This window comes from Thiohalocapsa marina (assembly GCF_008632335.1).
Classification (GTDB): domain Bacteria; phylum Pseudomonadota; class Gammaproteobacteria; order Chromatiales; family Chromatiaceae; genus Thiohalocapsa; species Thiohalocapsa marina.
On sequence record NZ_VWXX01000071.1, the window covers coordinates 1 to 4,155 of the forward strand.

5 protein-coding genes and 1 pseudogene are annotated in these 4,155 nt (G+C 62.6%); 5 read left to right on the forward strand and 1 reads right to left on the reverse strand.

Features of this window, described 5'->3' with window-relative positions; translation table 11 throughout:
- The 5 genes from F2Q65_RS19175 to F2Q65_RS19195 all read left to right on the forward strand — a co-directional run.
- A partial coding sequence (locus F2Q65_RS19175; protein ID WP_211354118.1) for a tyrosine-type recombinase/integrase occupies positions 1-1,019 on the forward strand: 1,019 nt, incomplete at its 5' end.
- A 28-nt stretch (positions 1,020-1,047) separates the two neighbouring features.
- Entirely contained in the window at positions 1,048-1,239 is a 192-nt protein-coding gene (locus F2Q65_RS19180; protein ID WP_150095000.1) for a CPXCG motif-containing cysteine-rich protein, read from the forward strand.
- 75 nt (positions 1,240-1,314) lie between these two features.
- Complete coding sequence (locus F2Q65_RS19185) at positions 1,315-1,632, forward strand: hypothetical protein (protein WP_211354119.1); 318 nt, start codon at positions 1,315-1,317, stop codon at positions 1,630-1,632.
- 149 nt (positions 1,633-1,781) lie between these two features.
- Positions 1,782-2,732, forward strand: coding sequence for a trypsin-like serine peptidase (locus F2Q65_RS19190; protein WP_150095001.1), 951 nt, complete (start codon positions 1,782-1,784; stop codon positions 2,730-2,732).
- 239 nt (positions 2,733-2,971) lie between these two features.
- Positions 2,972-3,709 (forward strand): WYL domain-containing protein, encoded by a 738-nt coding sequence (locus F2Q65_RS19195; RefSeq protein ID WP_150095002.1) that lies wholly within the window; start codon positions 2,972-2,974, stop codon positions 3,707-3,709.
- A 98-nt stretch (positions 3,710-3,807) separates the two neighbouring features.
- Here F2Q65_RS19195 and F2Q65_RS19575 read toward each other — a convergent pair.
- Positions 3,808-4,155, reverse strand: a pseudogene (locus tag F2Q65_RS19575) (hypothetical protein); the annotation flags it as partial.

A 4,155-nucleotide genomic window follows, 5' to 3' on the forward strand; every position in this document is an offset into this window, starting at 1 on the left:
CGCAGATTCGCACGGGTATCGAACCAGAAGCGGGTCGTATCCTGGGTCTTGTCTCCGGAGCTGTTGAGATAGTGCAGCCGGTCCGCGAGCCGACTCAGCGCATCGGTATAGACGGACGACGTCTGCCCGGGCTGCAGACAGCCGGTCGCGCGGAGTCGACGCAGCGCGCCTATCGCGCCGACTGGCAGCGGTTCTGCGACTGGTGCGAGTCGCGTGGGCACCCTGCCCTGCCCGCTTCGCCTGAGATCGTAGCGGCCTATCTGGCGGCGGAGGCCGATGCGGGGCGGAAGGTCGCGACCCTGCGCCGGCGCGTGGCGGCCATCCGCCTGGCCCACCGGCTCTGTGGCCATGAGCCGCCGACCAACAGCGAGCTGGTGCGCGCGACCTTGCGCGGCATCGCCCGGCTGCATGGCGCCGCCCCGCAGCAGAAGGCGCCGGCGCTGGCCGATGTGGTCCGGCGCATGGTGGATACGCTGGACCGCTCGACGCTACGCGGGCGGCGCGACCGGGCGCTGCTGACGCTGGGCTTTGCCAGCGCGTTGCGTCGCAGCGAGCTCGCGGCACTGGCGGTCGGCGATCTGGAGTTCGTGACCGAAGGGGTGCGGGTGCATGTGCGCCGCTCGAAGACCGATCAGGAGGGCCTCGGCCAGGTGGTGGCGGTGATCCGCGGCGGTGACTATTGCCCGGTGGCGGCGGTCAGTGACTGGATCGCGGCGGCGGGGATTGGCTCAGGCAGTCTGTTTCGGCGCATGCACCGCGGTGATGTCGTCTCCGCGCAGCCGCTGAGCGGGCATAGCATCGCGGCGGTGGTGAAGCGCTGCGCCGAGGCCTGCGGGCTCGACCCGGCGGCGTTCGGCGGGCACAGCCTGCGTGCGGGGTTTCTGACCTCAGCGGCGCAGTCGAAGGCCTCGCTCTATAAGCTGATGGAGGTCTCGCGCCACACCGACCCGAAGTCGGTGATGCGCTATGTGCGCCGGGCGGCGGAGTTCGAGGACCATGCGGGCGAGGGGTTGTTGTGACGGGGTGAGTTCGGCCAGAGGTGTTGCCATGCTTGAAGCGCGTCAGATCCAGTGTCCCTATTGCGGCGATACCATCGACGCCCAGGTCGATTGCTCGGCCGGCAGTCACCGCTATATCGAGGACTGCCCCGTGTGTTGCTGCCCCATCGAATACGAGGCGGAGATCGATGCCGATGGCCGTCTGTGCTCACTGATGGCGTTGCGGGATGATGATGGCTAGAACGGCGCCCAAGGTCATAGATCTCACGCACGGAATCTGAGGTCCGCTCACCGCATACCCTGGAGAAGTTGGCCCATGCTTAATCGCACCCTGCAAAGTCTCCTGCTCATCGTCTGGCTCATGCCCCTCGGCGCATTTGCGCAGTTGGGCCTGCAGCCGTTGCCGCTGGTCAAGCTCGGCACCTGCCCGAGCGGCTACAGCACGAGCGGGGAGTATTGCGTCCCCGGCAAGCAGGCGCGGTTTGCGCTGGAGAAGCGGGGTACCTGCCCGAGCGGCTACTTCACCAGCGGTGCGTACTGTGTGGCCGGGTCGCAGGGGCGGGTAGCGATCCCGAAGGTTGGGAGCTGCCCGCCGGGCTGGTCGACGAGTGGCAACTATTGTCTGCGCCGGTGAGGTCGTTCCCCGCGATTGTGAACAAGCGTCTCGCCCTGGCGCTTTCCTGTCTCTTGCTGTCCGCGGCTTCGGGCGGCGAGGCAACGCCCGACAGTGGTTCCGCTCCCACGCATCCCCCGCCTGGTCTCTCTGCTGCTGTGGATGTCGCCTTGGTGCTCCCGCCCCTGTCGGCTCCTGAGGCCGAGCGGCAGCAGGCACTCATGAGCGGTGACGGTCGCTTCCTCATCGGCTTCGGGCGTGACGTGGGCGAGCCCGGCCAAGGGCTGTGGCGCTCCATGCCAGACGGCCAGCGAGTCCTGGCACTGCATCTCACCTCCCCCGGTGCCGCTGGTCTGCGCCTGGGCTTGCGCGTTGCGAACCTGCCGCATGCGGCCCTGCTGCGCTTCTCAGGCACTTGGGCGGCCGACGTGGTCGAGATCCCCGGCGCAGAGGTCAACGCGAGCCTCACGGCAGACGGCGCGGGCGCTTCTGAGATGGACAAGTCAGCACTTTTCTGGACGCCCCTGCTCCAGGGCGGGACCAACTCGCTCGAGGTCGTGCTGCCGGCTGGTGCGTCTGCTAATGCGATCGAGGTGGTCCCGGAGCGCGTCTCGCACATCTTCAGGTTGCCCTTTGTGGCCACCGCTCCTGAACCAGCGCTTGAGCCATGCCATGCGGATGTCGCCTGCGATGACGGCTGGGATGCCGTGAGCCGCGCCACGACGCTGCTGCTGTTCACTGACGATACCGGGGACACTGGCGGTTGTACCGGCACGCTGCTGCGGGACGCGGACCCGGATACCGATATCCCGTATCTGCTGACAGCGCATCACTGCATCTCCGGGCAGCCGGAGGCCTCCAGCATCGAGACCGTCTGGTTCTACCGGGCGGGTGGTTGCGACGCGGGTCCGGAGAGTTCTGAGATCGTTCGGGGTGGCGCTGATCTGCTGTATGCGGCCAAGACCACTGACACGAGCTTCATGCGGCTACGCCGGCCGGCGCCGGCGGGTGCTGTCTTCGCCGCGTGGTCTACCAGGCTGCCGGTCGAGGGTGAGCCTGTGGTGGGCATCCACCATCCGCGCGGCGACAGGCAGAAGCTGGCACACGGTCTGCTAAAGTAGTATCTTCACTGTGGTGACGTGGCCTACTGCGGTGAGGGGGCGGACCCGAAAGGCATACACTATATGAGCGTGGCCTGGACCGAGGGGGTTACGGAGTCCGGCAGCAGTGGGTCGGGGCTGTTTCTGGAGTCAGGGGAGCTGGTCGGTGTGCTCTCGGGCGGGCTGAGCGGCTGTGACAATCCGGGTGGGGTCGACGACTATGGGCGGTTCGGTCTGGCGTATCGGGAGGCGTTGCGGCGGTGGTTGAGCGGGGATTAACTAGGTCTTTAGCTGATGCAAGGCTTTTAGGTGCAAAACATATGGAAACTATAATCTATTATTCAAGAAACGCCAAAAAGCCACCTTTCAAGGTGACGATCGAAATTGATGGTCAAACTGCATACATCAATTGTGATTGTCCGCTCGGCCAAGAAAAAAAGATTTGCCGTCATAAAATCAACGCAATTCGGGGCGAAAAGAGCACAAGACATCAATCCACTTCTGATGAAGCTATTAGGCGACTTAGATACCTTTTCGGGCCAACTTCCACTTTGCGGCAACACCTAGAAGAAAAGTGGCGTGCACTAAGAGAGTATGCCTTAGAGAATCCAGATAATGAAGAGGAAATAGGAAATAAAAGAAAAATACTAGGTGAAGCTTTCGCAAACGGGTTTTTGAATGATAACGGTAGCTGGTATCAAGACCCCTTTGATTTTGGAGAGTGGGAGGAGGCTAGGGAACCTTTCATAGATGGCCTTAATTGCCCAGTAACACTGAGGTATATAAGTCATGAAGGCATTGCTAGCACTAGGGATGTGATTGTACATGAAGTGTTTGTCAACAATTCTCGTTTTTATATGATGGGTTATTGTAAGCTCCGCGAGCAAAAACGGATATTCTGTGTTGATCGTATACAAGGTATCCATTTTGGCACGGAATGTATGGCGCAAGAAAAAAGCAAACTTCTTGATGTCGTCTTGCAGGGAAAACCAAAATAAAAACTTAAAAAATTTTTGTGCATATTACGGTACTGCCCCAGTGCTGCAATAAAATCATCCCCGCAAAAGCGCAACCCCGCCTGTCTGCCGCTAATCCCCTACACCAGCCCCCGCCGCCCTGCCATCTCAGCCCGCACCGCCTCGGCGAATTCCTGCTTCACCGCCATCCAATCGCGCTGGGTGATGGTGATCGACGCAGGCTCCGGGAAGTTCTTGTACCAGGGTCCATAGGACGGCCGCAGCACCTGCTCGCGCTCGGCGGCGAGCACGGCGAGGTCCGCCTGCTTGACCGCGGGCGGCTCCGGCCAGGCCAGGCCGAAGACCGCGGCGACGACCGCGTTGATGCGGCGCTCCACCTCCTTGTATTCAGGCATGACCTGCTTCAGCGGGCTGACCATGTCGCCGATGTAGGCCTCGGCGGCGTCGTGCAGCAGGCCGTCCAGGCG